Source organism: Methylobrevis albus (assembly GCF_015904235.1).
GTDB classification, from domain to species: Bacteria; Pseudomonadota; Alphaproteobacteria; order Rhizobiales; family Pleomorphomonadaceae; genus Methylobrevis_A; species Methylobrevis_A albus.
Genome location: NZ_JADZLT010000040.1, coordinates 68,181 through 93,170 on the forward strand (window position 1 = coordinate 68,181; position 24,990 = coordinate 93,170).

23 protein-coding genes and 1 pseudogene are annotated in these 24,990 nt (G+C 69.9%); 19 read left to right on the top strand and 5 right to left on the bottom strand.

Annotated elements, in window-relative coordinates; all coding sequences use genetic code 11:
• Positions 1-139 precede the first annotated feature (139 nt).
• Positions 140-535, top strand: coding sequence for an antibiotic biosynthesis monooxygenase (locus I5731_RS02425; RefSeq protein ID WP_197309770.1), 396 nt, complete (start codon positions 140-142; stop codon positions 533-535).
• A gap of 17 nt (positions 536-552) precedes the next feature.
• On the opposite strand, the gene I5731_RS02430 is transcribed toward I5731_RS02425, so the two are convergent.
• Positions 553-1,017 carry a tRNA (cytidine(34)-2'-O)-methyltransferase gene (locus tag I5731_RS02430; protein WP_197309771.1) on the bottom strand — a complete coding sequence of 155 codons (465 nt, stop codon included), beginning with the start codon at positions 1,015-1,017 and terminating at the stop codon, positions 553-555.
• 236 nt (positions 1,018-1,253) lie between these two features.
• On the opposite strand from I5731_RS02430, the gene I5731_RS02435 reads away from it, so the two are divergent.
• The 8 genes from I5731_RS02435 (at position 1,254) to I5731_RS02470 (ending at position 10,322) form a co-directional block, all read left to right on the top strand.
• Positions 1,254-2,141, top strand: a complete 888-nt coding sequence (locus I5731_RS02435) for an I78 family peptidase inhibitor (protein ID WP_197309772.1) — start codon at positions 1,254-1,256, stop codon at positions 2,139-2,141.
• Positions 2,142-2,419: 278 nt separating this feature from the next.
• Complete coding sequence (locus I5731_RS02440; protein WP_197309773.1) at positions 2,420-4,273, top strand: ABC transporter ATP-binding protein; 1,854 nt, start codon at positions 2,420-2,422, stop codon at positions 4,271-4,273.
• A gap of 302 nt (positions 4,274-4,575) precedes the next feature.
• Positions 4,576-5,139, top strand: coding sequence for a ubiquinol-cytochrome c reductase iron-sulfur subunit (gene petA / locus I5731_RS02445; protein WP_197309774.1), 564 nt, complete (start codon positions 4,576-4,578; stop codon positions 5,137-5,139).
• A gap of 27 nt (positions 5,140-5,166) precedes the next feature.
• Positions 5,167-6,441: a cytochrome b gene (locus tag I5731_RS02450; RefSeq protein ID WP_197309775.1), complete on the top strand. Its 1,275-nt coding sequence runs from the start codon at positions 5,167-5,169 to the stop codon at positions 6,439-6,441.
• Between the two features lie 25 nt (positions 6,442-6,466).
• Complete coding sequence (locus I5731_RS02455) at positions 6,467-7,336, top strand: cytochrome c1 (RefSeq protein ID WP_407941809.1); 870 nt, start codon at positions 6,467-6,469, stop codon at positions 7,334-7,336.
• A gap of 149 nt (positions 7,337-7,485) precedes the next feature.
• Complete coding sequence (locus I5731_RS02460; protein ID WP_197309776.1) at positions 7,486-8,361, top strand: S-methyl-5'-thioadenosine phosphorylase; 876 nt, start codon at positions 7,486-7,488, stop codon at positions 8,359-8,361.
• A gap of 31 nt (positions 8,362-8,392) precedes the next feature.
• A complete protein-coding gene (locus I5731_RS02465) occupies positions 8,393-8,920 on the top strand; it encodes an adenine phosphoribosyltransferase (RefSeq protein ID WP_197309777.1) in 528 nt (175 codons plus the stop codon).
• Between the two features lie 184 nt (positions 8,921-9,104).
• On the top strand, positions 9,105-10,322 hold the full coding sequence (locus I5731_RS02470; protein ID WP_197309778.1) for a lytic murein transglycosylase: 1,218 nt from the start codon (positions 9,105-9,107) through the stop codon (positions 10,320-10,322).
• A gap of 249 nt (positions 10,323-10,571) precedes the next feature.
• On the opposite strand, the gene I5731_RS02475 is transcribed toward I5731_RS02470, so the two are convergent.
• Both I5731_RS02475 and epmA read right to left on the bottom strand, forming a co-directional pair.
• On the bottom strand, positions 10,572-10,877 hold the full coding sequence (locus I5731_RS02475; protein ID WP_197309779.1) for a SelT/SelW/SelH family protein: 306 nt from the start codon (positions 10,875-10,877) through the stop codon (positions 10,572-10,574).
• A 63-nt stretch (positions 10,878-10,940) separates the two neighbouring features.
• Positions 10,941-11,990 carry an EF-P lysine aminoacylase EpmA gene (gene epmA / locus I5731_RS02480; RefSeq protein WP_197309780.1) on the bottom strand — a complete coding sequence of 350 codons (1,050 nt, stop codon included), beginning with the start codon at positions 11,988-11,990 and terminating at the stop codon, positions 10,941-10,943.
• 125 nt (positions 11,991-12,115) lie between these two features.
• Between epmA and efp the strand changes: the two genes are divergently transcribed.
• Positions 12,116-12,685: an elongation factor P gene (gene efp / locus I5731_RS02485; RefSeq protein WP_197309781.1), complete on the top strand. Its 570-nt coding sequence runs from the start codon at positions 12,116-12,118 to the stop codon at positions 12,683-12,685.
• A gap of 226 nt (positions 12,686-12,911) precedes the next feature.
• On the opposite strand, the gene I5731_RS02490 is transcribed toward efp, so the two are convergent.
• Entirely contained in the window at positions 12,912-13,352 is a 441-nt protein-coding gene (locus I5731_RS02490) for a MaoC family dehydratase (RefSeq protein ID WP_197309782.1), read from the bottom strand.
• 4 nt (positions 13,353-13,356) lie between these two features.
• Positions 13,357-13,803, bottom strand: a complete 447-nt coding sequence (locus I5731_RS02495; RefSeq protein ID WP_197309783.1) for a MaoC family dehydratase — start codon at positions 13,801-13,803, stop codon at positions 13,357-13,359.
• Between the two features lie 762 nt (positions 13,804-14,565).
• On the opposite strand from I5731_RS02495, the gene I5731_RS02500 reads away from it, so the two are divergent.
• The 9 genes and pseudogenes from I5731_RS02500 (at position 14,566) to I5731_RS02535 (ending at position 24,986) form a co-directional block, all read left to right on the top strand.
• On the top strand, positions 14,566-15,039 hold the full coding sequence (locus tag I5731_RS02500; RefSeq protein ID WP_197309784.1) for a division/cell wall cluster transcriptional repressor MraZ: 474 nt from the start codon (positions 14,566-14,568) through the stop codon (positions 15,037-15,039).
• Positions 15,036-16,061, top strand: a complete 1,026-nt coding sequence (gene rsmH / locus I5731_RS02505) for a 16S rRNA (cytosine(1402)-N(4))-methyltransferase RsmH (RefSeq protein WP_197309785.1) — start codon at positions 15,036-15,038, stop codon at positions 16,059-16,061. The genes I5731_RS02500 and rsmH overlap by 4 nt, the downstream gene beginning before the upstream one ends.
• A gap of 7 nt (positions 16,062-16,068) precedes the next feature.
• Positions 16,069-16,422, top strand: coding sequence for a cell division protein FtsL (ftsL, locus tag I5731_RS02510; protein ID WP_197309786.1), 354 nt, complete (start codon positions 16,069-16,071; stop codon positions 16,420-16,422).
• Positions 16,423-16,427: 5 nt separating this feature from the next.
• A complete protein-coding gene (locus tag I5731_RS02515; protein WP_197309787.1) occupies positions 16,428-18,155 on the top strand; it encodes a peptidoglycan D,D-transpeptidase FtsI family protein in 1,728 nt (575 codons plus the stop codon).
• 103 nt (positions 18,156-18,258) lie between these two features.
• Positions 18,259-19,716, top strand: a pseudogene (locus I5731_RS19655) (UDP-N-acetylmuramoyl-L-alanyl-D-glutamate--2,6-diaminopimelate ligase); the annotation flags it as partial.
• Complete coding sequence (locus I5731_RS19660; protein WP_407941815.1) at positions 19,708-21,132, top strand: UDP-N-acetylmuramoylalanyl-D-glutamyl-2,6-diaminopimelate--D-alanyl-D-alanine ligase; 1,425 nt, start codon at positions 19,708-19,710, stop codon at positions 21,130-21,132. The pseudogene I5731_RS19655 and the gene I5731_RS19660, both read left to right, overlap by 9 nt.
• Positions 21,133-21,296: 164 nt before the next feature.
• Complete coding sequence (mraY, locus tag I5731_RS02525) at positions 21,297-22,412, top strand: phospho-N-acetylmuramoyl-pentapeptide-transferase (RefSeq protein WP_197309789.1); 1,116 nt, start codon at positions 21,297-21,299, stop codon at positions 22,410-22,412.
• 7 nt (positions 22,413-22,419) lie between these two features.
• Positions 22,420-23,820, top strand: coding sequence for a UDP-N-acetylmuramoyl-L-alanine--D-glutamate ligase (gene murD, locus I5731_RS02530; RefSeq protein ID WP_197309790.1), 1,401 nt, complete (start codon positions 22,420-22,422; stop codon positions 23,818-23,820).
• On the top strand, positions 23,820-24,986 hold the full coding sequence (locus I5731_RS02535; RefSeq protein ID WP_197309791.1) for an FtsW/RodA/SpoVE family cell cycle protein: 1,167 nt from the start codon (positions 23,820-23,822) through the stop codon (positions 24,984-24,986). Before murD ends, I5731_RS02535 begins: the two co-directional genes overlap by 1 nt.
• The last annotated feature ends 4 nt before the right edge of the window (positions 24,987-24,990 follow it).

The following is a 24,990-nucleotide window of genomic DNA, read 5'->3' on the forward strand; positions in this document are numbered from 1 at the left end:
AGGCTCCGGTGCGGCGGCTGCGATCACCGATCCAGGCAACGGCAAGTCGCCGTGAAACACCGCTTGACCTCAACCTTGCTCGAGGTTTTATCAATCGAAGCCTCTCCCGTGCAACGGGCCTTTCGAGGAGGCTTCTTCCATGTCGCTCGCCGCTCTCATCGCCGCCGCCGGCCCCGCCGAGGCCAATCCCGCCGACCGGTCGGGCGCCATCTTCCGCGTCGATCGCTTCTCGGGGCCCGCGGCGGCGCGGGCGGAGCTGCTCAGCGTGGTGCAGCGGACGCACCGGCTGCTCGGCGGCCTCGACGGCTGCCTCGTCAACCTGGTGCTGGAGCGCGAGGCGCCGGACGGCGGCTTTGTGCTGGAGACGATCGCCGGATGGCGCGACGGGGCGGCGCTCGCCGGCGCGCGGGTCGCGGTCGCAACCTTGCACCGCGCCGCCGGGATCGATCCGCCGGCCCTGATCCGGCGTCTCGGCGTGGTCGCCGACTTCGGCCTCTGGCGTGCCCTCGACGAGGGTGAGGGGATGGTGGAATGACCGCGGCGGCGCACGGCCTACGCCGCCGGGAAGCCGCCGGTCTGGCGCAGCGCCTCGCCGAGGATCATCGCCCCGGCGACCGCGACGTTGAGCGAGCGCATCCCCGGCCGCATCGGAATGGTGACGGCGAGCGCCGCCGCCGCGTGGACCGCGTCCGGCACGCCGGCGCTTTCCCGGCCGAGCAGCAGCACGTCGCCCGGCGCAAAGCGCGCCTCGACGTGGGCGAGTCCCGCCCGCGTCGTCGCCAGCACCAGGCGGCGGCCGTCCGCCGCGATCCAGCTCGTGAAGGTGGCCCAGTCGAGATGGCGGACGAGATCGGCGTGGGTGAGGTAGTCGAGGCCGGAGCGGCGCAGCGCCCGGTCGGAGAGATCGAAGCCGGCCGGCTCGATCACGTGCACCGGCACGCCGAGGCAGGCGCCGAGGCGCAGCAGCGTGCCGGCGTTCTGGGGAATGTCGGGCTGGTAGAGGGCGAGGGCGATCATCGCCCGCGTTCTCGCGCGGCGCGCGGCCGGCGTAAAGGGCGAACGCGGCGGCAAGCCGCCCTGCCGGCGCCGACCGGCCATCTTCGCCGCGCCACATTGTTCGATCATCGAGAAGTTCTGGACAACGACAGGGCCGACCGGCACGTTCCGTGGAACAGCGCAGGCGGCCCGCCGTTGCAGAGCGGAGCGTGCGATGGCTGTGTGCCATGCCGCGTCCGCGTCCCGGAGGTCCATCGATGGTTTCGCAGACTGGCCCGCATGCGTATCCGCGGTCCGCACCCTTCCGGCGACCGGTCGTCTTCTCGCTGCTCGCCGTCCTGCTCGCCGGCTGTGTCAGCGCGCCGAGCGGCTATCCCGGCGACGGCCCCTATCCCTATCCGCCGCCGCAGCCGGTGCCCGAAGCGCCCGTCTACGGCGGTCCGTCCGCTCCGCGCTATCCGCCGCCGGTTTATCAGCCCCCCGTCTACGCGCCGCCCGGCGGCGGACCCGGCTATGGCCAGGGCGCCCCGATCTACCAGCGCCCCGGCTATCCGCCGGTCTATGCGCCCGGCACCTATCCGCCCGTCTACGACCGCCGCGAGGATTACCGCGGCCGGCCGCCGGCGCCGGGCGACTACCGCGCGCAGCCGCCGGCCGCGGGCTACCCGCGCGGTGGCGCCTATCCGCCGCCGGCTTCAGGCTATCCGGGCGGCGGGGCGTATCCGCCGGCGACGCGTCTGCCGCAGGATGCCTATCCGCCGGCCGGCGGGCCGAGTGATCCGAACCGCCGCGACGACCGGCAGCGGCCGGGCGCGGGCAGCCCGCCGCCGGGCCAGCAGTCTCCCGTCCAGCCGCTGCCCGGTCGCGACGCGCCGGGTGCCGGGGCCGGAAGCGGGGCCGGAACCGGGGCGGGTGCGCCACCTGCCGCCGCCCGGCCGTCCGGCCGGTGCAGCGCCGGTCCGGCGAGTTCCGTGGTCGGCAAGCGCACCTCGCAGAGCACCGTGCTGGAAGCGCAGCAGAAATCCGGCGCGAATGCCGTGCGCGTGGTCAAGCCGAACGAGATCAAGCCGGAGGATTACAACGGCGATCGCCTCAATCTCGTCACCGGCGAGGGGCAGACCATCGTTCGCGTCGAGTGCGGCTGACCGCCCGCGCCGCCGCGCGATGATTCGACAAGGCACCCGGCCGACAACGAGGTGCCGCGACGACCGCCCGCTTCGGCCGGGCGGTGGACCGTTGCCTTCCGCGCGCTACCTCAGCCGTCGTGGCCGGTCCGGCAGGGGAGGGAGCCACGCCCGTGGCTCTCGCGGACAAGATGCGCCGCCGCCGATCCGCTCGGCCGGTGCCATCGCCGCGCTGTGTCCAGTCCCTCCGGTCGTCGCCGCCCGCGGCCGACCCGCGCCAACGGAGCCGTGAGGCCACGATGTTTGCCTTCTTCGAAAAGATCATCGACCCGTTCAAGCCCTATGAGGCAAGGAAGCCGCCGTCCGGCGTGCTGGCGTTCTACTGGTCGTTCCTGCGCCAGGTCTGGCCGATCTATCTCGTGCTGATGGCGAGCGGCCTCGCCGTGGCGCTGATCGAGGTGACGCTGTTCCGCTACGTCGGCGAGATCGTCGATCTCCTGCGCGATACCTCGCCCGAAACGCTCTGGACCGATCACGGCCGCGACTTCCTGTGGATGGCGGCGGTGGTCGTCGTCGCGCGCCCGCTCGCCTCGATACTGCACGACCTCATCCGCCACCAGGCGATCGCGCCGGGCTTCACCAACCTCGTGCGCTGGCAGAACCATCGCTGGGTGCTGCGCCAGTCGATCGGCTTCTTCGCCAACGACTTCGCCGGCCGGGTCGCCAGCCGCGTCGTGCAGACCGGGCCGGCGCTGCGCGGTTCGCTCACCGAGGCGGCCGACGCGGTCTGGTTCGTGATGGTCTACACGATCAGCGCGATGTTCCTGTTCTTCGAGGCCGACATCCGCCTCGCGCTGCCGCTGCTCGTCTGGGTCGCGCTCTACATCGTGGCGCTGACCTACTTCGTGCCGCGGGTCGCCCGGAAGTCGGCAGAGATGTCGGAGGCGCGCTCGCTGCTCTCGGGGCGCATCGTCGACAGCTACACCAACATGCAGACGGTGAAGCTGTTCGCCCACACCGACCGCGAGGACCGCTACGCCCGCGACGCGCTCGCCGAGCATACCGCCGTCTATCACGGCCAGATGCGGGCGATCTCGACGATGACGATCACCGTCGGCATCCTCAACAGCCTGCTGCTGTTCGCGATCGGGGCGACGGCCGTGTCGCTCTGGAGCGTCGGGGCGATCAGCGTCGGCGCCATCGCGCTGGTCGCCGGCCTCGTCATCCGCGTCGTCAACATGTCCGGCTGGATCATGTGGGAGATCACCGGCATCTTCGAGAACGTCGGCACGGTGCAGGACGGCGTGCAGACGATCGCGGCGGGGCACGAGGTGGTCGACGTGCCGGACGCCGCGCCGCTGCAGCCGGGGCCGCGCGAGATCCGCTTCGAGAACGTCCGCTTCCACTACGGGCGCGAGAAGGGCGCGGTCGAGGACGTCTCGCTCGTCGTGAAGCCGGGCGAGAAGATCGGCCTCGTCGGCCCGTCGGGCGCCGGCAAGTCGACCCTCGTCAGCCTGCTGCTGCGCTTCTACGACCTCGAGGGCGGCCGCATCCTGATCGACGGCCAGGACATCTCGAAGGTCGAGCAGGAGAGCCTGCGCGCGGCGATCGCCGTCGTCACCCAGGATACCTCGCTGCTGCACCGGTCGATCCGCGCCAACATCAAGTACGGCCGGCCCGAGGCGACCGACGAGGAGATGGTCGCGGCCGCCGAACTGGCGCAGGCGGGCGCGTTCATCCCCGACCTCGCCGATTCGCGCGGCCGGCGCGGCTACGACGCCTATACCGGCGAGCGCGGCGTGAAGCTGTCGGGCGGCCAGCGCCAGCGCGTCGCGATCGCGCGCGTCCTCCTGAAGAACGCGCCGATCCTCGTGCTCGACGAGGCGACCTCGGCGCTCGATTCGGAGGCCGAGGCGGCGATCCAGGAGCAGCTCGCCAACCTGATGGCCGGCAAGACCGTGATCGCGATCGCGCATCGGCTGTCGACGATCGCGCAGATGGACCGGCTGGTGATCATGGATGCCGGCCGCATCGTCGAGACCGGCACCCATGCCGAGCTCGTGGCGGCGGGCGGGCTCTATGCCCGGCTCTGGAAGCGGCAGACCGGCGGTTTCGTCACGGAACCGGCCGAGGAGGCCGAAGCGGCCGAGTGAACCGCGGGCGTGCGGCACGGGTTTCGTTTCGTGCCGCCGTTGCCGCAATGCAGCATGTTCGCCTAATGTGCATGCGCATCGTTCCCGACGGAGCGCCTAGCTCTCTGGACAAGCTCTAAAAACGGTGCAAATAAACGCTGTCCCGCCGAGGGGCCGCTCGTCGCGGCCCGCTCGCGCGCGGCGTGCTGCACAGCCGTTCCCGGCTTCTCGCGGCCCCGCCGGACGACGGCACGGGACGGTCCGTCGCGCTTCCCGCGAAGCGCGGCCGCGGACGCGAAGAGAAGTTTCGAAAGGAGCCAAAATTGGCTGCGTCACCCGATACGGTTGAACCCACCCGCCGCGACATCCTGGTGCTCGCGACCGGCGCGCTCGGGGCCGTCGGCGCCGCAGGCGTCATCTGGCCGTTCATCAACCAGATGAACCCCGATGCGTCCACGCTCGCGCTGGCCTCGATCGAGGTCGATATCTCGGCGATCGCCGAGGGCCAGTCGATCACCGCGAAATGGCGCGGCAAACCGGTGTTCATCCGCAACCGGACGGCCGCCGAGATCGAGGCCGCCAAGAGCGTGCCGCTCGGCGATCTCAAGGATCCGCTGGCGCGCAACGCCAACCTCGCGGACGGCGCCGATGCCTCGGACCTCAACCGCTCCGCCCCGGACAAGGAGAACTTCCTCGTCATGGTCGGCGTCTGCACCCACCTCGGCTGCATCCCGCTCGGCCAGCAGGGCGACTTCGGCGGCTGGTTCTGCCCCTGCCATGGTTCGCACTACGACACCGCCGGCCGCATCCGCATCGGGCCGGCCCCTGAGAATCTTCACATCCCGACCTTCTCCTTCGTGTCCGACACGAAGCTGAAGATCGGTTGACCGGGGCAGGCGAGGAGAATCATCGACATGTCCGGGCATTCGACCTACGAACCCAAGACGGGCGCCGAAAAGTGGCTGGAGCGGCGCCTGCCGATCGTCCGGCTGCTGCACGACACCGCCGTTTCCTACCCGACGCCGCGTAACCTCAACTATCTGTGGACCTTCGGCGGCATCCTGACCTTCATGCTGGTGGTCCAGATCGTCACCGGCGTCGTGCTGGCGATGCACTACACGCCGAACACGGCGCTCGCCTTCTCGTCCGTCGAGCACATCATGCGCGACGTGAACTACGGCTGGCTGATCCGCTACATGCACGCCAACGGCGCGTCGATGTTCTTCATCGCCGTCTACATCCACATCTTCCGCGGTCTCTACTACGGGTCCTACAAGGAACCCCGCGAAGTGCTCTGGATCCTCGGCGTGATCATCTTCCTCTTGATGATGGCGACCGCCTTCATGGGCTACGTGCTGCCGTGGGGCCAGATGAGCTTCTGGGGCGCCACCGTGATCACGAACCTCTTCTCGGCGCTGCCCTACGTCGGCGAGCCGATCGTGACCTGGCTCTGGGGCGGCTTCGCGGTCGACAATCCGACGCTCAACCGCTTCTTCTCGCTGCACTACCTGCTGCCGTTCATGATCGCGGGCGTCGTCGTCCTGCACATCTGGGCGCTGCACGTCGTCGGCCAGAACAATCCGACCGGCATCGACGTCAAGTCCGAGAAGGACACGGTGCCGTTCACGCCCTACGCGACGGTGAAGGACTCCTTCGCCATCGTGGTCTTCCTGCTGTTCTTCTCGTGGTTCCTGTTCTACCAGCCGAACTTCCTCGGGCACGCAGACAACTACATTCCGGCCAACCCGCTGGTGACGCCGGCGCACATCGTGCCGGAGTGGTACTTCCTGCCGTTCTACGCGATCCTGCGCGCCGTGCCGGACAAGCTCGGCGGCGTCATCGCCATGTTCTCGGCGATCGCGGTGCTGGTGTTCCTGCCCTGGCTCGACACGTCGAAGGTTCGCTCGGCGACCTACCGTCCGCTCTACAAGATCTTCTTCTGGATCTTCGCGGCGGTCGCGGTCACGCTCGGCTGGCTCGGCTCGCGCCCGGCGGAAGGCGGCTACGTCATCGCCTCGCAGCTGCTGACGATCTACTACTTTGTCCACTTCCTCGTCATCCTGCCGCTGCTCGGCTTCATCGAGACGCCGAAGCCGCTGCCGACGTCCATCGCCGACTCCGTGCTGAAGAAGCACGGTGGCGCCGGACACCCGGCAGGGGCCGCCGCCGCGCCCGAAACGCGCGGTTGACATGAGACGGATGACGAAAGGCACCATGATGAAGAGCACGATCGCCCGCGTCGCCGTCGCCGCCGTGATCGGTTTCGGCCTTGCCGCCGGAGCCGCCCACGCCGCCGAGGAAGGCGAGCACGCCACGCCGCACTATCCGCTCATCAAGCCCGAGCGGATGACCTGGAGCTTCGCGGGGCCGTTCGGGACCTATGATCCCGGCCAGCTGCAGCGCGGCCTCAAGGTCTACCGCGAGGTCTGTTCGGCCTGCCACGGCCTGACCCGCGTCGCCTTCCGCACGCTGGGGCAGGAAAGCGGCCCGCGCTTCGAAGAGGGCCAGGTCCGCACCATCGCCGCCGAATACCAGGTGATGAACGCCGATCCCGACGAGAACGGCGACATGTTCGAGCGGGCCGGCGAGCCGAAGGACCACTTCCCGTCGCCCTACGCCAACGAGGTCGCCGCGGCGGCATCGAACGGCGGCGCGGCGCCGCCGGACCTGTCGCTGATCGCCAAGGCCCGCGCCGTCGAGCGCGGCCTGCCGTGGTTCATCTTCGACATGTTCCTGCCCTATCAGGAGCAGGGTGCCGACTACCTTCACGCGCTGCTGACCGGCTACCAGGAGCCGCCGGAAGGCGTCGAGGTCGCCGAGGGCACCTACTACAATCCGTACTTCATCGCCGGTCAGTCGCTGAAGATGCCGCCGCCGATGTCCGACGACCAGGTCGAGTATACCGACGGCTCGCCGCAGACGGTCGAGCAGTATTCGCGCGACGTGTCGGCGTTCCTGATGTGGGCGGCCGAGCCGCACCTCGTCGAGCGCAAGCAGATGGGCTTCCGGGTCATCATCTTCCTGATCGTGTTCGCGGGCCTGCTCTACGCGACCAAGAAGAAGATCTGGTCCAAGGCGCACTGATCGCGCCTCGCCCGGTTCGACGACGAACAGGCCCCGCCGCGCCAGCGCCGGGGCCTTTTCTTTTGCCGCAGTGCCGAAGAGCGCGCTTTCCGCGCTCCGCGAGCTGTGCTTGACTGCCGGCCGTGAGCTGGGTGGGGGCGAGGGCGGGCATGACCGAGACGGTGCTGGGTGTGATCGGCGGGTCGGGGATCTACGACCTGCCGGGTCTCGAGGATGCGGCCTGGACGGCGGTGGCAAGCCCGTGGGGCACGCCGTCGGACGAGGTCCGGGTCGGCCGGCTCGACGGGCTCAAGATCTGCTTCCTGCCGCGGCACGGCCGCGGCCACCGCATCGCCCCGTCCGATATCGATTTCCGCGCCAACATCGACGCGATGAAGCGGCTCGGCGTTACCGATCTCGTCTCGGTGTCGGCGGTCGGCTCGCTGAAGGAGGAGCTGTCGCCGGGCACCTTCGTGCTGGTCGACCAGTTCATCGACCGCACCTTTGCCCGCGAAAAGAGCTTCTTCGGCACCGGCTGCGTCGCGCATGTCTCGCTGGCCGATCCGGTCAGCCCGCTGCTGGTCGACGCGGTCGAGGCCGCGGCGAAGGCGGAAGGCATCCGCCACCACCGCGGCGGCACCTATCTCGCGATGGAGGGGCCGCAGTTCTCGATGCTGGCCGAGAGCCGGCTCTACCGCAGCTGGGGCTGCGACGTGATCGGCATGACCAACATGCCGGAGGCCAAGCTCGCCCGCGAGGCGGAGATCTGCTACGCCAGCGTCGCCATGGTCACCGACTACGACAGCTGGCACCCCGACCACGGCGCCGTCGACATCACCGCCATCCTGCGCGTCCTCGGCGAGAACCGCGACAACGCCCAGCGGCTCGTCGCGGCGCTCGCCCGGACCATTCCGCGCGAGCATCCGCGCTGCCCGATCGGCTCCGACACGGCGCTCGAATACGCCATCATCACGGCGCCGGACGCGCGCGACCCGGCGCTGCTCGCCAAGCTCGACGCCGTCGCCGGCCGCGTGCTCAAGCGCTGAACCTTTCCCGAGATCCGGATTTCCAGACCCCATGAACCTCGTCGATTCGATCCGCACGATCCCCGACTACCCGAAGCCCGGCATCCTGTTTCGTGACATCACCACCCTGCTTGGCGCGCCGCGCGCGTTTCGCCGCGCGGTGGACGAGCTGGTGCAGCCGTGGGCCGGCTCGAAGATCGACAAGGTGGCGGGGATCGAGGCGCGCGGCTTCATCGTCGGCGGCGCGGTGGCGCACCAGCTTTCGGCCGGCTTCGTGCCGATCCGCAAGACCGGCAAGCTGCCGCACGAGACGATCAGCGTCACCTACGCGCTCGAATACGGCACCGACGCGATCGAGGTGCACCGCGATGCGATCGCCCCCGGCGAGCAGGTGATCCTCGTCGACGACCTCGTCGCGACGGGCGGCACCGCGGCCGCGGCGGTGGAACTGATCCGCAGTCTCGGCGGCACGGTGGTCGCCGCCTGCTTCATCATCGACCTGCCGGACCTCGGCGGGGCGGACAAGCTGCGCGCCCTCGACGTGCCGGTGCGGACCCTCGTCTCGTTCGAAGGGCACTGAAGCGGAAGCGGCAGGCGGGGCGCGCCACCGTTCGCCGGGGGCGTTGCCGGAATGCCACGGACGGCCGCAATCTCGGGTTTTCGCCCTCTTGCAGCCATGTTCGGCCGGGAAACCGGAGGGGACAGCCGTTTTGCCGCAGCGCACATAGCGCGGGCCGCTCCCCCTCCAGCCTTCGAGGCCGCCGATGACCGAGACCCTCACCGCATGCCGCCCCGGAAAGCTCGTCCGTAGCCTCGCCCTCGGGCTGCTCGCCGCCGTCGCCGTGCCGCAGGCGGCGTTCGCCACGTGTGGCAAGGCCGAGACGTTCACCGACTTCCTGATGGAGTTCCGCGGCGAGGCGCTCGCCGCCGGCGTGCCGATGGATACGGTCGACCGTTCGCTCTCGACGGTCCGCTTCGACCCCGGCGTCGTCAAGCGCGACCGCGGCCAGGGCGTGTTCGCGCAGAGCTTCCTCGAATTCTCCGACCGCATGGTCAACAAGAACCGCCTCAGCGTCGGCGCCAGCCAGTTGCAGAAGCACCGGGCGATGTTCACCGAGATCGAGCAGCGCTTCGGCGTGCCCGGGCCGGTGCTGGTCGCCTTCTGGGGTCTCGAGACCGACTTCGGCGGCAATCTCGGCGACCTGCCGACGCTGACCTCGCTCGCGACGCTGGCGCACGACTGTCGCCGTCCGGAGATGTTCCGCGGCGAGTTGCTCGCCGCGCTGAAGCTGCTCGGCCGCGGCGACCTGCGCCTCGACGAGATGCGCGGCCCCTGGGCCGGCGAGCTCGGCCAGACCCAGTTCCTCGCCTCGAAATACATCGAATACGGCGTCGATTTCGACGGCGACGGCCGCGTCGACATGATCGAGAGCAGCGCCGACGCGCTCGCCTCGTCGGCGAACTACATCGCGCACCTCGGCTGGCAGCGCGGTCAGCCGTGGCTCGAAGAGGTCAGCGTGCCGGCGTCCTTCCCCTGGGAGGAAGCCGACGTGACGCTGAAGCGGCCGCGCTCGCTGTTCGCCGCCGCCGGCGTTGCCAACGCCGCCGGCCCGCTGCCGGCCGACGAGACGCCGGTGTCGCTGATCCTGCCGATGGGCCGCAGCGGCCCGGCCTTCCTCGCCTATCCGAATTTCGACGTCTATCTCGAGTGGAACAAGTCGCTGGTCTATTCGACCACCGCCGCCTACTACGCGACCCGCCTCGCTGGCGCGCCGCCGGTGCGGCGCGGGTCGGCGACGGGGCTCGCCGCCGCCGACGTCAAGGCATTGCAGACCAAGCTCGCGGCGATGGGCTACGACGTCGGCAAGCCCGACGGCGTGATCGGCGCCCAGACCCGCGCCGCCGTCCGCGCCGTGCAGCAGCAGGTCGGCCTGCCGGCCGACGGCTGGCCGACGGCGGAACTGATCGCGGCGGTGCGGTGAGGACGGCCGTCCTGCTGCCTTGCTTCGCCGCGGCCGTGCCGTAGCGCTTCCCCCCTCCCGTGCTTCGCACCTCCCCCGCTTCGCAGGAGAGGGGACGATGGGCGAGAGGACTTTCGCCTAATGAAGGTTGCGCCGAACCGCGGCGAACATGGGGACGGCGCGCCATCCTCTTGCGTCCCCTCTCCTGCGAAGCGGGGGAGGTGCGAAGCACGGGAGGGGGGAGGCCACACGACGGCCCGCGGCAAAATCCTACCCCTTCGCCGCCCGCCCTTCCTTGTGGTCGACGTGGCCGAGGTCGCGGTCGGGGTCGATCTTGTCCCTCACCCGGCGCTTGAGGGCGGCGGCGTCGGGGAAGCCGCCGTCGCGCTTGCGTTCCCAGATTTCCTCGCCACCGAGCGTGATGGCGAAGTTGCCGCCGGTGCCGGGGACCAGCGTCACGCTGCCGAGTTCCTCGGAAAAGGTCGAGAGCAGTTCCTGCGCCAGCCAGGCCGAGCGCAGCAGCCAGTTGCACTGGCGGCAGTAGGTGATCACGACGGCGGGCTTGTCGGCATCCATCGCAAGGGCTCCCGAATCGGCGCCGCGCACCACCACCGGCCGCGGCGAAAGTCCGATTTCACGTCATCCGGCGACCGGCGTCCAGACGACCTGGTCGATCCGCGCCGCGCCCGTCGCCAGCATCACCAGCCGGTCGAAGCCGAGCGCGATGCCCGAGGCCGCCGGCATCGCGCCGAGGGCGGCGAGGAACTCCTCGTCGAGCGGATAGCGCTCGCCGTAGACGCGGGCCTTCTCGTCCATCTCGATCTCGAAGCGGCGGCGCTGCTCGGCCGGGTCGGTGAGCTCGCCGAAGGCGTTGGCGAGCTCGACGCCGCAGGCATAGAGCTCGAAGCGCTCGGCGACGCGGGGGTCGTGCGCGGTGGGACGCGACAGCGCCGCCTCGCAGACCGGATACTCGTAGAGCAGCGTCGCGCGGTCGTGGCCGAGGTTGGGCTCGATGCTCTCGACGAGGATGCGGCTGTAGATGTCGGTCCAGCTGTCGTCGCCCGCGACGCGGTAGCCGGAGGCGGCGGCGAGGCGGGCGAGGTGGTCGCGGTCGGGGTCCGCGCGCGGGTCCGGGGCGAGGGTCGCGAGCAGGTCGATGCCGGCGAAACGGGTGAAGGCGTCCGCGACCGTCAGCCGTTCCGGCACCGCGAACGGATCGGCGCTGCGGCGGCGGTGGAGGAGGATGGTGGTGCCGGCGGCATGGGCGGCGACGGCGAGCAACGCCGCGCAGTCATCCATCAGCACTTCATAGGGCTCATCGGCGCGGTACCATTCGAGCAGCGTGAATTCGGGGTGGTGCAGCGGGCCGCACTCGCGGTTGCGGAACACGCGGGCGAAATCGAAGATGCGGCGCTCGCCGGCGGCGAGCAGCTTCTTCATCGCGAACTCCGGCGAGGTGTGGAGGTGCATCGGCACCACCGTGGCATCCGGCCCGGTGAGGTTCGTCGCAAAGCCGTGCAGGTGCGCCTCGTTGCCGGGCGAGACCTGCAGCGCAGCGCATTCGGTCTCGGTGAAGCCGCGCGCCTCGAACCAGTCGCGCACCGCGCGGCGGATCCGGCCGCGCGCCTCGAGGAACGGACGGCGGTCGGCGTGGACGTGTTTCGACCACCAGGGCGAGGCATCGATCATGAAAAGTCTTCCCTTGCGGCGGCGAAAGTGTCAGGAGATGGCGCGAAACCGGCCCCGCGACGGGCCGGGGCCAGGCCGTTCGGGCGGCCCCATCGCATAGGTTCCGAGAGAAACGAAGGCAAGACATGGTCAAGGTCATCGCCAGCCAGGTCCGCAAGGGCAACGTCCTCGAGCTGGACAACCAGCTCTACGTGGTGCTCACCGCGGAAAACTTTCACCCCGGCAAGGGCACGCCGACGACCCAGATCGACATGCGCCGGATCTCCGACGGGGTGAAGACGACGCAGCGCTACAAGACCACCGAGCAGGTCGAGCGCGCCTTCATCGAGGACCAGGACTTCAACTACCTCTACCAGGACGCCGACGGCTACCATTTCATGAACATGGAAAGCTACGAGCAGATCCAGGTGCCCGAGGACGTGATCGGCGACCAGAAGGTCTGGCTGCAGGAAGGCGTCTCCTGCCGTATCGCCCGCTACAACGAGCTGCCGATCTCGGTCGAGCTGCCGGCGCGCATGGTGTTCGAGGTCGTCGAGACCGAGCCGGCGATGAAGGGCCAGACCGCGACGTCGTCCTACAAGCCCGCCATTCTCAACAACGGCGCCCGCTCCATGGTCCCGCCGCACATCCAGACCGGCACCCGCATCGTCATCCAGACGGAAGACGGGTCGTATGTGGAACGTGCCAAGGACTGAGGCTGGACCCGCCCTGTCTTGTCATGGTCCGCGCAGGCGGACCATCCACGACGGGGCGGTTCAGGGCACACCTTGGTCTGTAGTCGATCCAGGGTGTTCCGCGACTGCGAGGCAGTATCTCGAGGCTCGCGTGGATGGTCCGCCTGCGCGGACCATGACCAGATTCGGTCAACAGGATTTGGGGTCAGTCAGGCGCCTTTGACCTGGCACTCCGAACAACCCCCCTTCAGCCCCCCGCCGGCACCATCACCGCGCCTTCCATCTCGAACACCAGCTCGCCGTGCTGGTTGGTGGCCGTGCTGCGGGTTTCGATGATGCCCCAGCCGGGGCGGCTGCGCAGGATGCGCTTGGCGCTGACCTCGTTGAAATAGGCGAGGGTGTCGCCGGCGTAGACCGGCTTCAGCCAGCGGATGGCGCGCAGGCCCGGCGAGATGCCGGCGAGGGTGTCGCGGGCGCGGGAATAGTCGACCGTCAGCCGCATCCAGATACAGCAGGTGTGCCAGCCCGACGCGCAGAGCGCGCCGAAGTGGCTCTGCACCGCGGCGTGTGGATCGGTGTGGAAAAGCTGTGGATCGAACGCCGTCGCGAAGCGGATGATCTCCGCTTCCGTGAAGGTGTGGGTGCCGAGCACGGCGACGTCGCCGATCTCGATGTCCTCGAGGCGCATCGCGTCAGCCCCTCCCGACGATGATGGTGGCGGTGAAGGCGCAGACGCGCTCGCCGCGCTGGTTGACCATCTCGAACGCCGCGTCGACATAGCCGCGGTCGCTGCGGCGGCCGGAGGGGCGCACCGCCGTCACCTCGTAGCGGCCGGTGAGCCGGTCGCCGACGAGCACCGGGCGCGGCCATTTCAGGTCGCGCACGCCGGGCGAGCCCATCGAGCGGGTGGCGCCGAGCAGGCCGTCGACCATCAGCCGCATCATCAATGCCGTGGTGTGCCAGCCGCTCGCCGCATGGCCGCCGAGCGGGGAGGCGCGGCCGGCCTCCGGGTCGAGGTGGAACGGCTGCGGGTCGAACTCCTCGGCAAAGGCGATCACCGCGTCGGCCGTGATCTCGACGCTGCCGAGCACGCCCGCCTCGCCGGCGGCAAAATCGTCGAAGCCTCTCGGTCCTTGCATAGCTCGTCCCTTCGTCACCCCGTCGGCGCCATACTGCCGCGCCGAACGGGGCGCTGCCAAGGCGGACGCCGACCCGCGGCATGCGACCATTGTTCATCGGTCCGCGACCCCAGCCGGTCGGCCCTGCACACCGGCCAATGCCTTGGGCGCGTCTCCCCGCCGCCTTCCGTTGCCCTCGGAGGGGCCTCGAAGCGTCGCTTTTTTGCAACGCAGCGTGAGCCAAAGCCGCCCTGTCCACAGGCTGCGTCAGCGTCCCTTGGGAAAACATGGGAACAGTCCTGTCCCGCCGCCACCAAGGCCGCGCGCGGCCAGGCGACGATGGCTGCGTCGCGTTTTGCAAGTCGCTGATTTCGCGGGATTTCGGCGTTTTCGGGCGTCGCCAAGGAATTGTTAATCTTAACAGTGCTTCAATGTCGGAACGCCGTGGAAAAGCAATGAGGCTCCCGACCGGTTCCGTTGACGCCCATGTATACCCATGTTATCCCAAATCATCCCGCCCAGAACAGGGTCTCGTCCGGCCAAGGCGGCCGGCGCCGCGCGACGATGCTTCGTCGGCGTCGGGCGGGTGTTGGCGTTTCGATCCGCATCGAGGCGGCCGGGACGACGGGGCGGGGTGGCGCGGGCGGCCAGGGTTCGGCGGCGCGCGCATCGGGGTCTTTCAGTTGCGTCATCCGGCCGGTCGTTCCGGCCGATCGCCGGGCCGGACACAGCGTCCGCCGCGGTGGCTCTGTCCGCCATCCGGCGGGCTCGAAGCGGGGGAAAATGAGCGGCTTCGTTTCGCACTGCACCAAGAAGATCGACAAGAAGGGGCGGGTCTCCGTTCCGGCGTCGTTCCGTCAGGTGCTGACGCGCGACGGCTTCGAGGGCGTGCACTGCTACCCGTCGCTCGACATGGCCGCGATCGACTGCGGCGGCAACGCGCTGCTCGGCGAGATCGAGAAGCAACTCGGCCGTTTCGTGCCCTTCAGCGAGGACCACGACTTTCTCGCCTCGGCCTTCTACGGCAGCTCGGAGCATCTCGGCTTCGACCCGGAGGGCCGCATCAGCCTCACCGAATCGCTGCTCTCCGCCGCCGGCATCGCCGACGAAGTGACCTTCGTCGGCCTCGGCTACAAGTTCCAGATCTGGGAGCCGCAGCGCTGGCTCGCCCACCGCGAGGAGGCGACGCGCCGCCTCGCCGCGCTGCGCCGCTCGCTCGGCAGCCGCACCGAGCCGCCGAAAGGGGAGGGCGCATGACCGCCGCCCCGGCTGCCCCCGATCCCCACGACATGCCGCACATCCCGGTCCTGCTCGACGAAGTGCTCGCCGCGCTGGCACCGATCGCGGGCGGTGTCTTCGTCGACGGCACCTTCGGCGCCGGCGGCTATACCTCGGCGGTCCTCGGCCAGGGCGCCGCCACCGTGATCGCGATCGACCGCGACCCGACGGCGATCGAGGCCGGCCAGGACCTCGTCCGCCGCGCCGCGGGACGGTTGAAGCTGGTGCACGGCACATTCGGCGCCCTCGACGAGCACGCCCGCGGGGCGGGCCACGATGCGGTGGACGGCGTCGTGCTCGACATCGGCGTTTCGTCGATGCAGCTCGACCAGGCCGAGCGCGGCTTCTCGTTCCGCTTCGACGGGCCGCTCGACATGCGGATGAGCCGCACCGGGCCGAGCGCCGCCGACGTGGTCAACGGCCTCGACGGCCGCGACCTCACCCGGGTGATTGGCCTCTTCGGCGAGGAGCGCCGCGCCGGCCAGATCTCGCGGGCGATCGTCCGGCGCCGCGAGCAGGCGCCGCTCGCCACGACGCGCGATCTCGTCGCGGTGATCGAAAGCGTGCTCGGTCCGAAGCGCGGCCCGGAGGCGCATCCGGCGACCCGCACCTTCCAGGCGATCCGCATCTTCGTGAACCGCGAGCTCGAGGAACTCGGCCTCGCGCTCGCGGCGGCGGAGCGGCTGGTGTCCACCGGCGGCCGGCTGGCCGTTGTCGCCTTCCATTCGCTCGAAGACCGCATCGTCAAGCGCTTCCTCGCCGAACGCAGCCGGACCAGCGCGCAGGGCTCGCGCCACATGGCCGATGTCGCGGTGCCGCCGCCGACCTTCCGGCTCGACCGCCGCAACGGCGTCGAGGCGTCCGACGCCGAGACCGCCCGCAACCCGCGGTCGCGCTCGGCCCGACTGCGATTCGGCGTGCGCACGGATGCGCCCGCCCGCCCGCTCGCCCTTGCCGATCTCGGCATACCCGACCTCGCCGGCATGCGTTTCTCAGGATGAGTCCGTCATGAACAGGTTCGTCAACGTGCTGCTCGTCTTCCTGATGGCGCTGGGTGCAGCCGCCGTCTACGACATGAAGTACGAGGCGGAAGCCGCGGCCGAGCGCGTTGCCGCGCTCGAGCGCAAGGTGGTCGCCGAGCAGGAACGCATCAGCATGCTGAAGGCGAGCTGGAGCGTGCTCACCCAGCCCGGCCGCCTGCAGGAACTGACCGATCGCCACGGGCCCGAACTCGGGCTCGCCGCGATGGACGTCAACCAGATCGCCGACCTCACCGAAATTCCAGAGAAGCCGATCGTCATGGGGCCGCCGGCCCCCGACGACGCGATCGTCACCAGTTCCGTCAAGAAGCGGAAGGAGTAACGACGATGCGCCTCCTGCCCGCCTTCCTGTCGAAGACCCCGCGGACCGCCAAGACCGCTGGTGCCGCCGCGCCGGCGCGCAAGGCCCGCGTGCGCAGCCCCGGCGACGTCACCAGCGGCCGGGTCGTGCTGGCGATGCTGGCGTTCGGTCTCGTCTACGGCGCGATCATCACCCGTCTCGTGCTGCTCGGCGTTGCCGACGAGGCGACCGGCGGGCTCGGCTCGCGCGGTATGACGGCCTCCTCGCGCCCCGACATCCTCGACCGCAACGGCGAGGTGCTGGCGACCGACATCAAGACCGCCTCGCTCTATGCCGAGCCGCGCCGCGTCGTCGATCCGGACGAGGCGACGGAAATGCTCGCCTCCGTGCTGCCGGAACTCGGCAACGACAAGGTGCGCACCGCGCTGTCGTCGCAGGCCGGCTTCCTGTGGCTGAAGCGCGAAGTGACGCCCGAGCAGCAGGAGCAGATCTTCAACCTCGGCATCCCGGGCATCAAGTTCGAGAGCGAGAGCCGCCGCTTCTATCCGGGCGGCCGCACGGTCGGTTACGTCACCGGCCACGTCAACATCGACAACAAGGGCATCGCCGGCATCGAGAAGTACGTCGACGACCAGTGGCTCGGCGACCTGCACGCGCTCGGCTTTGCCTCGACGCCGAACCTCGAGCCGATCCGCCTCGCGATGGACCTGCGCGTCCAGCACGTCGTGCACCACGAGATCGCCACCGGCATGCAGCGCTACCACGCGATCGCCGCGGCGGGCATCGTGCTCAACGCCAAGACCGGCGAGGTCGTCGCGATGACCTCGGTGCCGGACTACGACCCCAACAACCCGGCCGAGGCGCTCGACCCGAACCGGCTCAACCGCGCCTCGGCCGGCGTCTTCGAGATGGGCTCGACGTTCAAGCTGTTCACCACGGCGATGGCGCTCGATTCCGGGCTGGTGCGGCTCAACGACAGCTTCGACGCCCGCTCGGCGCTGCGCGTCGGCGGCTTCACGATCAACGACTTCCACGGCAAGCACCGGGTGCTGACCGTGCCGGAGATCTTCATCTACTCGTCGAACATCGGCACGGCGCGCCAGGCGCTGAAGGTCGGCCTCAAGGGCCAGCAGGAGTTCCTGAAGCGCATCGGCCTGATGGACAAGGTCCCGACCGAACTGCCGGAGGTGGCGCTGCCGATCCTGCCGCGGCGCTGGTCCGATCTCGTCGGCATCACCGTGTCGTTCGGCCACGGTATCTCGGTGACGCCGCTCGCGACCGCGGTCGCCGCCGCGGCGATCATGAACGGCGGCTACCTGCTGCCGCCGACCTTCTTCCCGCGCAGCGAGGCGGAGGCGCAGTCGATCGGCAAGCGGGTGCTCTCCGAGCAGACCTCGAAGGAAATGCGCTACCTGATGCGGCTCAACGTGACGAAGGGGTCCGGCAAGCGCGCCGACGTGCCCGGCTACCGGGTCGGCGGCAAGACCGGCACCGCCGAGAAGGTCGTCAACGGCCGCTATTCATCGAACAAGCGCCGCAACGCGTTCATCGCCGCTTTCCCGATCGAGGATCCCGAGTACCTCGTCCTCGTGGTGCTCGACGAGCCGGAGCCGGAGAAGCCGGGGATGGGGGCGACCGCCGGCGTCAACACCGCCCAGATGGCGGGCGCCATCATCAGCCGCGTCGCTCCGATGCTCGGCGTCACGCCGCGCTTCGACAACGACGGGGAGCAGCCGATCGCCGTCAACTACTGACGGTGATCGGGACCGAACGAGGGAGAGCCGGGGGGCACTCCCGAATTCGGACAGAAATCGAGAGCAGTTTCGCCGCGTCCGTCCCGGATTCGCAGGATTACCGATGAATCTCACCGAACTTGCCCCCGATATCCTGACACTCGACCCGCGCGTGCGCCGCCTCGCGATCAGCGGTGTGACCTCCGACAGCCGGCAGGTCAGGCCAGGCACGCTGTTCGCGGCACTGCCGGGCAGCAAGGTGCAGGGCGCGAGCTTCATTCCGGATGCCGTGAAGGCCGGTGCGGCGGCGATCCTCGTCGACGAGACCGAGGTGCTCCCGGCCGACGTCGCGGTGCCGGTGCTGCGCGACGCCGACCCGCAGCGCCGTTTCGCCCGCCTCGTCGCCCGCTTCTACGGCCCGCAGCCCGAAACCGTGGTGGCGGTCACCGGCACCAACGGCAAGACCTCGGTCGCCTCGTTCGTCCGCCAGATCTGGCAGGTGCTGGGCAAGGATGCGGCGAGCGTCGGCACCGTCGGCGTGGTGGCGCGGGGCATCGAGCGCTACGGCAACCTGACGACGCCCGATCCGGTGACGCTGCACAAGACGCTGGGCGAGCTCAACCGTGACGGCATCGACCACGTCGCACTGGAGGCCTCGTCGCACGGCCTCGTGCAGCGGCGGCTCGACGGGCTGCGGCTGGCGGCGGGCGCCTTCACCAACATCACCCGCGACCATCTCGACTATCACGGCACCTTCGAGGCCTATCTCGCGGCGAAGATGCGCCTGTTCGACACGGTGCTGGAGCCGGGCGCCGGCGCGGTGATCAACCTCGACGACCGCTACGGCGAGAGCTTCGCCGCCGCCGCCCGCATCAACGGGCTCGAACTCGCCACCATCGGCCGCGCCGGCAAGGCGCTGAAGGTGCTCGAGATCGAGCGCGACGGCCTCGCGCAGATCGTCACCGTCGACTTCGGCAAGGGCGCGGTGCGCGCCAGGGTGCCGCTGGTCGGTGCCTTCCAGGTTTCGAACGCGCTGGTCGCGGCGGGGCTGGCGGTGGCGACGGGGGCGAACTGGGACGATGCGCTGGAAGCGATGGCGGGCCTCAAGGGCGCGTCCGGGCGGCTGGAACTCGTCGCGAAGTCGCCGGCCGGGGCGCCGATCTTCGTCGACTACGCCCATACGCCGGATGCGCTGGAGACCGCGCTCTCCACGCTGCGGCCCTACGTCAAGGGCCGCCTCATGGTGGTGTTCGGCGCCGGCGGCGACCGTGACAAGGGCAAGCGGCCGCTGATGGGCGACGCCGCGCGCCGGCTCGCCGACGTCGCCATCGTCACCGACGACAACCCGCGCTCGGAGGACCCCTCGGTGATCCGCAGCGAGATCCTCGTCGCGGTGCCGGGTGCGCGCGAGATCGCCGACCGCGGCGCCGCGATCCGCACCGCCGTCGACGAACTGAAGCCCGGCGACGTGCTGCTCGTCGCCGGCAAGGGCCACGAGACCGGCCAGATCGTCGGCGACAAGGTGCTGCCGTTCTCCGACCACGACACCGTGCGCGCGGCGCTGCCGGACGCGGTGACCGAATCCGCCGCGCTGTGGAGCCGCAAGGCGTTTCTCGAAGCGCTCGGCGGCCGCGCCGAGGGCGACGTGCCGGCCGGCATCGACGGCATCACCATCGACAGCCGCACTGCGGCGCCGGGCGAAGCCTTCTTCGCCATCAAGGGCGACCGCTTCGACGGCCACGACTTCGTCACCGACGCACTGCTGAACGGCGCCGCCGTGGCGGTGGTCAGCCGCGAACGGCGGGCCGGCCTGCCGAAGGACGTCGGGCCGCTCGTCGTCGTCGACGACGTGCTGGCCGGGCTCGAGCGCCTCGCGGTGGCGGCCCGCGCCCGCTCGAAGGCGAAGATCATCGCGGTCACGGGAAGCGTCGGCAAGACGTCGACCAAGGAGGCGCTGCGGCGGACGCTCGGTGAGAGCGGCACGGTGCATGCCTCCGTCGCCTCGTTCAACAATCACTGGGGCGTGCCGTTGACGCTCGCCCGCCTGCCAGCCGACGCCGAGTTTGGCGTGTTCGAGATCGGCATGAACCACGCCGGCGAGATCACGCCGCTGACGAAGCTGGTGCGGCCGCACATCGCGATCGTCACCACGGTGGCGCCGGTGCATCTCGAGCACTTCGCCAACGTCGAGGCGATCGCCGACGCCAAGGCGGAAATCTTCGCCGGGCTGGAGCCGGGCGGCATCGCGATCCTCAACGCCGGCAACAACCAGTTCGAGCGGCTCGCCGCCGCGGCGCAGGCCGCGGGCGCCACCGTCGTCGACTTCGGTGGCCGGGAGAGCGCGGCTCGGATCGTCAAGTGCGCGCTGAACGAGACCTGTTCGGCGGTGAACGCCGAGATCCTCGGCGAGCCGATGGCCTACAAGATCGGCGCGCCGGGCCGGCACCTCGCGGAGAACAGCCTCGCGGTGCTCGCCGCGGTGAAGCTCGCCGGCGCCGACATCGGCCGCGCCTGCCTCGCCTTCCAGGACCTCGAGCAGCCGAAGGGTCGCGGCCGCCGGCACCGGCTCGATGTGAAGGGCGGTACGGCGACGCTGATCGACGAGAGCTACAACGCCAACCCCGCGTCGATGCGCGCGGCGCTGCGCATCCTCGGGCTGGCGCAGCCGGGGGCGGGCGGTCGGCGGGTCGCGGTGCTCGGCGACATGCTGGAACTCGGGCCCCGCGGCGCCGACCTGCACGCAGCCCTCGCCCGCGTCATCGCCAAGAACGACATCCAGCGCGTGCACTGCGCCGGACCGCAGATGAAGTCGCTGTGGGACGCCTTGCCCGAAGCGCAGCGCGGCGCGTATGCGGTCGCGGCGGCGAAGCTCGAATCGGTGCTGAAGGCGGAGCTCTCTCCCGGCGACGTGATCATGATCAAGGGTTCCCTCGGGAGCCGCATGGGTCCGCTGGTAGAGGCGTTGCTCGACGCCTTCGGCGAGCACCCGGACGCCTGACCTCGATCCGGCGGCCGCAACCGGCCGCCGCCAACCATCCGAGCCGGCCGCCCAGGGCGCCGGCGATCTGAAACAAGGGCCGGCGCAAGGCCCATCGGCCGGCGGGATTCCCCGCACGGGCCGCGCGCCGGCAGACCGCCACACCTCCCGAGGGCACCGCCTCCATGCTCGTCTTCCTGGCCGAACTCGCCGGACAACTCTCCGCCCTCAACGTGTTCCGGTACATCACCTTCCGGACGGGAGCCGCGATGATGACCGCGCTGCTCTTCGTCTTCCTGCTCGGTCCGTCGATCATCGCCTCGCTGCGCCTGCGCCAGGGCAAGGGGCAGCCGATCCGCGCCGACGGCCCGCAGACGCACCTGATGAAGCAGGGCACGCCGACGATGGGCGGACTGATGATCCTGTCCGGCCTCGTCATCTCGACGCTGCTCTGGGCGGACCTGCGCAGCGGCCTCGTCTGGGCGGTGCTGCTCGTGACGCTCGCCTTCGGCGCGATCGGCTTCTACGACGACTACCTCAAGGTGACGAAGCAGTCGCACAAGGGCTTCTCGGGCCGCGCGCGGCTCGGCATCGAGTTCCTCGTCGCCGGCATCGCCTGCTTTGCCATCGTCTGGATCGGCGAGCAGGCGGCGGTGTCGCCGAATGTCTCCGTCGAGCCCGGGCTGCCGTCGTCGCTGGCGCTGCCGTTCCTGAAGGACGTGCTGATCAACCTCGGCTGGTTCTTCATCCCGTTCGGCGCATTCGTGATCGTCGCGGCCGGCAACGCGGTGAACCTCACCGACGGGCTCGACGGCCTCGCCATCGTGCCGATGATGATCGCCGCCGCGAGCTTCGGCCTGATCGCCTACCTCTCCGGCAACAAGGTGTTCGCCGACTACCTGCAGATCCACTATGTCGTCGGCACCGGCGAGCTCGCGGTGATCTGCGGCGCGATGCTCGGCGCCGGGCTCGGCTTCCTCTGGTTCAACGCGCCGCCGGCGGCGATCTTCATGGGCGATACCGGCTCGCTGGCGCTTGGCGGCATGCTCGGCACCATTGCCGTCGCCACTAAGCACGAGATCGTGCTGGCCATCATCGGCGGCCTGTTCGTGCTCGAGGCGATCTCGGTGATCATCCAGGTCGTCTCGTTCAAGACCACCGGCAAGCGCGTCTTCCGGATGGCCCCGATCCATCATCACTTCGAGCATATGGGCTGGACGGAGGCCCAGGTCGTGATCCGTTTCTGGATCATCGCCGTCGTCCTCGCCCTGCTCGGCCTCGCAACCCTGAAGCTGAGATGAATTCGGTATGATTCCAGTCACCAGCCTCGCCGACCAGCGCGTCGCCCTGTTCGGTCTCGGAGGATCCGGTCTCGCCACCGCCCGCGCGCTCGTCGCGGGCGGCGCGGTCGTGACCGCCTTCGACGACGATCCGGAGAAGGTCGAGGCGGCCGAGCGGCAGGGCGTCCCGACCGGCGATCTCACCACCGCCGATTTCGCGCCGTTCGCCTGCCTGGTCCTCGCGCCCGGCGTGCCGCTGACGCATCCCGCGCCGCACTGGAGCGTGGAGAAGGCGCGGGCGGCCGGCATCGAGGTGATCGGCGATATCGAGCTGTTCGCCCGCGAGCGGCGCAAGGTGGCGCCCGCAGCGCCGTTCATCGCCATCACCGGCACCAACGGCAAGTCGACCACGACGGCGCTGATCGCGCACATGCTGCGCCAGGCCGGCCGCGACGTGCAGCTCGGCGGCAACATCGGCACGGCGATCCTGTCGCTCGACCCGATCACCGCCGACCGCACCTATGTCGTCGAGTGCTCGTCGTACCAGATCGACCTCGCCCCGACGATCGACCCCTCGGTGGCGGTGCTGCTCAACCTCTCGCCCGACCATCTCGACCGGCACGGCGACATGGACGGCTATGCCGCGGTCAAGGAACGGCTGATCGCCGGGGCGGAGCTCGCCGTGATCGGCGTCGACGATGCCTGGTCGAGCGCGATCGCCGACCGGCGCGCGGCCGCCGGCCTGCCGCTGAAGCGGATCTCGACCCACGGCTCGGTGAAGGACGGCATCTGGGCGATCGGCCAGCGCGTCGTCGAGCCGATCGGCCTCGCCCAGACGGTAATCATCGACCTCTCCAGCCACGCGGTGCTGCGCGGCGTGCACAATGCCCAGAACGTCGCGGCGGCGGTGGCGGCGACGCGCGGCGTCAGCCTCGGCCTCGACGAGGTGCGCGCCGGCATCATGTCGTTCCCGGGCCTTGCCCACCGCATGGAGCCGGTCGGCCGCATCGGCAAGGTGACGATCGTCAACGATTCCAAGGCGACCAACGCGGACGCCGCCGCCAAGGCGCTGGCGAGCTATCCCGGCAATATCTTCTGGATCCTCGGCGGCAAGCCGAAGGCCGGGGGCATCGAGCCGCTCGCCGGCTTCTTCCCGCGCATCGCCAAGGCCTACCTGATCGGCGAGGCCGCCGAGGCCTTCGCCGCGACGCTCGGCAGCGTCGTGCCGTTCGAGACCTGCGGCACGCTCGAGGCCGCGGTGCCGGCGGCGATCGCCGACGCGGTGGCGCAGGGGCGTGACGCGACCGTGCTGCTCTCGCCGGCCTGCGCCAGCTTCGACCAGTTCCGCAACTTCGAGATCCGCGGCGACGCCTTCCGCGATCTCGCCCTCGCCGTCGAAGGGGTCGTGCCCTTCAAGGAGAACAGCTGATGGTCTCGCGCGCCGAACGGGGCATCCTCGCCGACTGGTGGTTCACCGTCGACAAGCTGCTGCTGATCGCCTTCCTCGCCCTGATCTTCAGCGGCATAGTGCTGTCGCTGGCGGCCAGCCCGGCCGTCGCCGAGCGCATCGGCATCGCCGACACCTATTACTTCGTGAAGCGGCACGCGGTGTTCTGCGTGCCGGCCATCGTGCTGTTGATCGGCGTCTCGTTCATGGACCCGCGCACCGTCAGGCGCTTCGCGCTGGCGCTGTTCGTGATCGGCATCGTGCTGCTGATCGCGACGCTGTTCATCGGCCCGGAGGTCAAGGGCTCGCGGCGCTGGCTCAACATCGCCGGCATCTCGGTGCAGCCGTCGGAGTTCGTGAAACCAGCGTTCACGGTGCTCTGCGCCTTCCTCTTTGCTGAAAACCTGCGCCGGCCGGAGGTGCCCGGGCGGCTGCTGTCGTTCATGCTGCTCGGCATGGTCGTGGCGCTGCTCGTCGCCCAGCCCGACTTCGGCCAGACCGTGCTGGTCAGCACCGTCTGGGGCGGGCTGCTGTTCATGGCCGGCATGAGCTGGGTGCTGATCGCCAGCGTCGGCATTGCCGGCGTCGTCGGCATCGTCGGCGCCTACTTCAGCATCGACCACGTGCGCTCGCGCATCGATCGCTTCCTCGACCCCGAATCCGGCGACACCTTCCAGGTCGACGCGGCGATCGACAGCGTGATCCGCGGCGGCTGGCTCGGGCGCGGGCCGGGCGAGGGCACCGTGAAGCGCATCCTGCCCGACAGCCACACCGACTTCGTGTTCGCGGTGGCGGCGGAAGAGTTCGGCATCGTGCTCTGCCTCGGCCTCGTGGCGCTGTTCGCCTTCATCGTGCTGCGTGGCCTCGCCCATGCGGCGCGCGAGAGCGACGGCTACGTCCGGCTCGCCACCTCCGGCCTCGTCATGCTGTTCGGGCTGCAGTCCTGCATCAACATGGCGGTGAGCCTGCACCTGATGCCGTCGAAGGGCATGACGCTGCCGTTCATCTCCTATGGCGGTTCGTCGCTGATGGCCGCCGCGCTCTCGATGGGCATGGTGCTGGCGCTGACGCGCCGCCGCGCCAACCAGACCCGCTACGTCGCGCCGCTCGGCTTCGAGCCGGTGATGGCCGCGCGCGGCGCGGCCTGAGGGG